The sequence below is a fragment of the Streptomyces sp. NPDC006544 genome, assembly GCF_040611715.1.
In the GTDB taxonomy this organism is placed as follows: domain Bacteria; phylum Actinomycetota; class Actinomycetes; order Streptomycetales; family Streptomycetaceae; genus Streptomyces.
The window spans coordinates 1-3,735 of record NZ_JBEXOV010000195.1 but is presented as its reverse complement, the minus strand read 5'-3'; the positions used below and the strand labels follow the sequence as shown (position 1 = coordinate 3,735).

3 protein-coding genes are annotated in these 3,735 nt (G+C 74.4%); 1 reads left to right on the top strand and 2 read right to left on the bottom strand.

From position 1 onward, the window contains the following. Positions 1–1,451, bottom strand: a 1,451-nt coding sequence (locus ABZY44_RS37375; RefSeq protein ID WP_356661965.1) for a hypothetical protein, incomplete at its 3' end; no start/stop codon positions are given. 156 nt (positions 1,452–1,607) lie between these two features. Here ABZY44_RS37375 and ABZY44_RS37370 point away from each other — a divergent pair. Continuing rightward, entirely contained in the window at positions 1,608–3,062 is a 1,455-nt protein-coding gene (locus ABZY44_RS37370; RefSeq protein WP_356661963.1) for an FAD-linked oxidase C-terminal domain-containing protein, read from the top strand. Positions 3,063–3,098: 36 nt separating this feature from the next. Here ABZY44_RS37370 and ABZY44_RS37365 read toward each other — a convergent pair whose 3' ends face one another. Next, complete coding sequence (locus ABZY44_RS37365) at positions 3,099–3,575, bottom strand: SsgA family sporulation/cell division regulator (protein ID WP_356661961.1); 477 nt, start codon at positions 3,573–3,575, stop codon at positions 3,099–3,101. Positions 3,576–3,735 lie beyond the last annotated feature (160 nt).

Sequence of the window (3,735 nt, the reverse complement as noted above, 5' to 3'; positions counted from 1 at the left end):
GCCGGCTTCGGGGCGGGCGCCTTCGGCCCGGGCACCGGCTTCGCCTTCGGGAGCTCCGGCGCCACCCACGGGGTGGTCGGCTGCATGTTCTCCGGGCCGCCCGCCGGCGGCTGGCCGATCGACGCCAGGGCCTCCTTGGCCAGCGGCCCGCGCACCGGCGAGAACCGCGGGTTCGTGCGCATGGCCTCCTGCAGGTACCGCCGCGCCGCCGCGTCGTCGCCCAGGCCCCGCTCGATCATCGCCCGGTGGTAGGAGAACTCCGCGAGCCGCAGCCCCTGTTCGGTGGCCTTCTTCGCGTACTCCAGCGCCGCAGTGTCGTCGCCGGCCCGGTGCAGGGCCCAGCCCAGCGCGTCCGCCACCGGCAGGTTCTTGTGCCGGGCCCACTCCGCCGTGAGGCGCCGTACCGCCGCCGCCGGCTCGCCGTGGTCCGCCTCGAACCGTCCGAGGACCAGCTCCTCGTTCACACCGCTCCGCGCGGCGCCCCGGGCCACCTGCGCGGCGAGTCCCTCGTACACGGTCCGCGCCTCCTCCCCGCGCCCCAGCGACTCCAGCAGCTCGCCCAGCTCCAGCGACAGGGCCGGCGAGGCCGCCCGTCCCAGCGCCAGCCGGTAGTCCCGTACCGCCTCCCCGCCCCTCCCCAGCGCGGCCAGCACCCGCGCCCGCCCGCCCAGGGCCTCCGCCTGCGCCGGATCGGTGCGCAGCGCACCCTCGTACTGCCGCAGGGCCTCCTGCTCGTCGCCGCGTTCCCAGGCGAGTTCCCCGAGCCGGAACAGCACGTACGCCTTCTCCGCCGGGGCCTTCGCCGCGCCTCCCGCGTGCTCCATGGACATGGTCGCGTCCTCGCGCCAGCCCCGGTCCCGGTAGACCTGCGAGGCCCGGACGAAGGCCACCAGCCCCGGCCGCATGTCCACCAGCCGCTCCATCGCCTTCTCGGCCGCCTTGTAGTCGCCGAGGCCGGCGTACGCGTCCACGAGCACCGGGTACGCCGTCCACCGCTTCGGCGCCTGCGCCCGTACGAGCTCGCCCCACCGCTTCCCGGTCCCGTAGTCCCGCCGGGCGTTGGCCAGCGCGCCCATGCCCGTCATCGCGTCGAAGTTGCCCTTCTCGGCCGGGCGCACCTCCAGCGAACGCTTCAGGGCCGTCTCCGCCTTCGGGTACCAGGCCGGATCGCCCGTCCGCCGCGCCCGCTCCAGGTACGCCGACCCGAGCACCGCCCACGAAGCGTCGTCGTCCGCGTGTCCCGCGAGCCATTTCTCCCGGTCCGTCACCAGCGCCGCGAGGTCCGCCGCCGCCGCGGGCGCGCCCACCCCGACGGCCGCGCGGGCCCGCTCACCGGGTCCCGGCGGGCGCGCGTCGTCGCCCGTGCGGGCCGGCCGGATCAACAGGGCTCCGGCGATCAGGACCACCGCGACCGCCGCCGCCACGAGCGTCTTGCGGCCGGTGAAGGTCACGGGTGGGACAGCGTGCTGCTGCCTTTCCCGAGAGAGGGGCTTCTCACGCATAGGCTCCATGGGGTCACTGTGCGTCAATATGAAGAGTTCGCCGAGGTGCCCGAAGGACGTCGCGGCCGTGTTCACACCGATGGCCCCGACTGCCACGCTGGTCTCATGGACGACGAACGCTCCACCCCGCTCCGCTCCCCGTCCGAGGCCCCGTCCGAAGCCCGGCCCGGCGCCCGGCCCGAGGACGTGCCCGACGCCCGGCTCCACGCGCTGCTCCTCGAAGGGCTCCCGCCGCAGGCCCTGCTCACCGACCCCCAGGTGACCGCCTCCTACGCCACCGACATGGCGAGCTTCTGCGCCGCGGGCACGCCCGCGGCGGTCGTCCTGCCCCGCACCGCCGAGCAGGTCCAGCACGTCCTGCGGACCGCCCACGCGCTACGCGTCCCCGTGGTCCCGCAGGGCGCCCGCACGGGTCTGTCGGGCGCGGCCAACGCCTCCGACGGCTGCATCGTGCTGTCCCTCGCCAAGATGGACCGGATCCTGGAGATCGACACCGTCGACCGGATCGCGGTCGTCGAACCGGGAGTGGTCAACGCCGTCCTCTCCCGCGCCGTCGCCGAGCGCGGCCTGCACTACCCGCCGGACCCCTCCAGCTGGGAGCAGTGCACCATCGGCGGGAACATCGGCACCGCCGCGGGCGGCCTGTGCTGCGTCAAGTACGGGGTCACCGCCGAGTACGTGCTCGGCCTCGACGTGGTCCTCGCCGACGGCAGGCTCCTGAGCACCGGCAGGCGGACCGCCAAGGGCGTCGCGGGCTACGACCTCACCCGCCTCTTCGTCGGCTCCGAGGGCAGCCTCGGCGTGGTCGTGAAGGCCGTCCTCGGGCTGCGTCCCGCGCCCCCGCGCCAGCTCGTGCTCGCCGCCGAGTTCCCCTCGGCCGCGGCGGCGTGCGAGGCCGTCTGCGCCGTCATGGAGGCGGGCCTGGCGCCCTCCCTGCTGGAACTGATGGACCGTACGACCGTCCGCGCCGTCAACGCGCTGGGCAAGATGGGCCTGCCCGACGCCACCGAGGCCCTGCTGCTCGCCGCGTTCGACACCCCGCAGGCGGCGGACGGCCTGGCCGCCGTGGGGGAGCTGTGCACCGCCGCGGGGGCGACCGCCGTCGTGCCGGCCGAGGACGAGGCCGAGTCCGAACTGCTGCTCCAGGCACGACGGATGGCCCTGACCGCGCTGGAGGCCCTGCGGCCCGCGACGATGATCGACGACGTGTGCGTGCCGCGCACGCGGCTCGCCGAGATGCTGGAGGGCACCGCCGCCATCGCCCGCGACCACGACCTGCTCATCGGGGTCTGCGCGCACGCCGGGGACGGCAACACCCACCCCATCGTCTGCTTCGACCCGGCCGACGAGGACGAGACCCGCCGGGCCCGCACGTCCTTCGACGAGATCATGGCGCTCGGGCTCGCGCTCGGCGGGACCATCACGGGGGAGCACGGGGTCGGCGTCCTGAAGAAGGAATGGCTCGCCCGCGAACTCGGCCCGGTGGGCATGGAGATGCAGCGCGCCGTCAAACACGCCTTCGACCCGTTGGGACTGCTCAACCCCGGCAAGCTGTTCTGATCCGCCCACTTCCCCTCCGCCCACTCCCCCCTCCGCCTACTCGCCCTCCGCCGACTCGTCCGACGGCCACGGGTCCCGCATCCACAGGTCGTCGGCCGGCGTCGGGGTGAGCAGCTCCGCCAGCGCCGCGTCCAGGCCGAGCCGGTCGGCCTCGGTGCCGGGCGGCACGATCCGCAGGGTCCGCTCCAGCCAGGCGGACACGGAGGTTGCGGGGGCCTCCAGGAGGGCGTCGCCGTCGGGGGAGCTGAGCGCCATGCAGAGCACGGCCTTGTTGTCGACCTTGGTGGGCCAGATCCGGACGTCTCCCTGGCCGCACGGGCGGAACACCCCCTCGACCAGCAGCTCGCGGGAGAAGGTCCAGTTGACCGGGGTGCTGGAGCCGGTGTGGAAGGTGATGTGCACGGCGTACGGGTCGTCCGTGAGGTAGAGGAGCCGGGCGGGGACGGGGATGCTGCGCTCGGGGGAGAGGACCAGCTTGAGTTCCAGCTCGCGTTCGACGACGGGGTGGTGCATGACGGCCTCACTCGGGTGCGGTGTGCGTGTTCTGCCGGGCGCGCGGGCCGGGAACCGGCCCCCACGCCCGGAGAGAGCGCCGAAGCGGCCGGTTATGACGCGACTTCTCGGCTCACATCGCCGATTGGCCGAATTCTGTCGGGTGACCGAAATCGTGCGT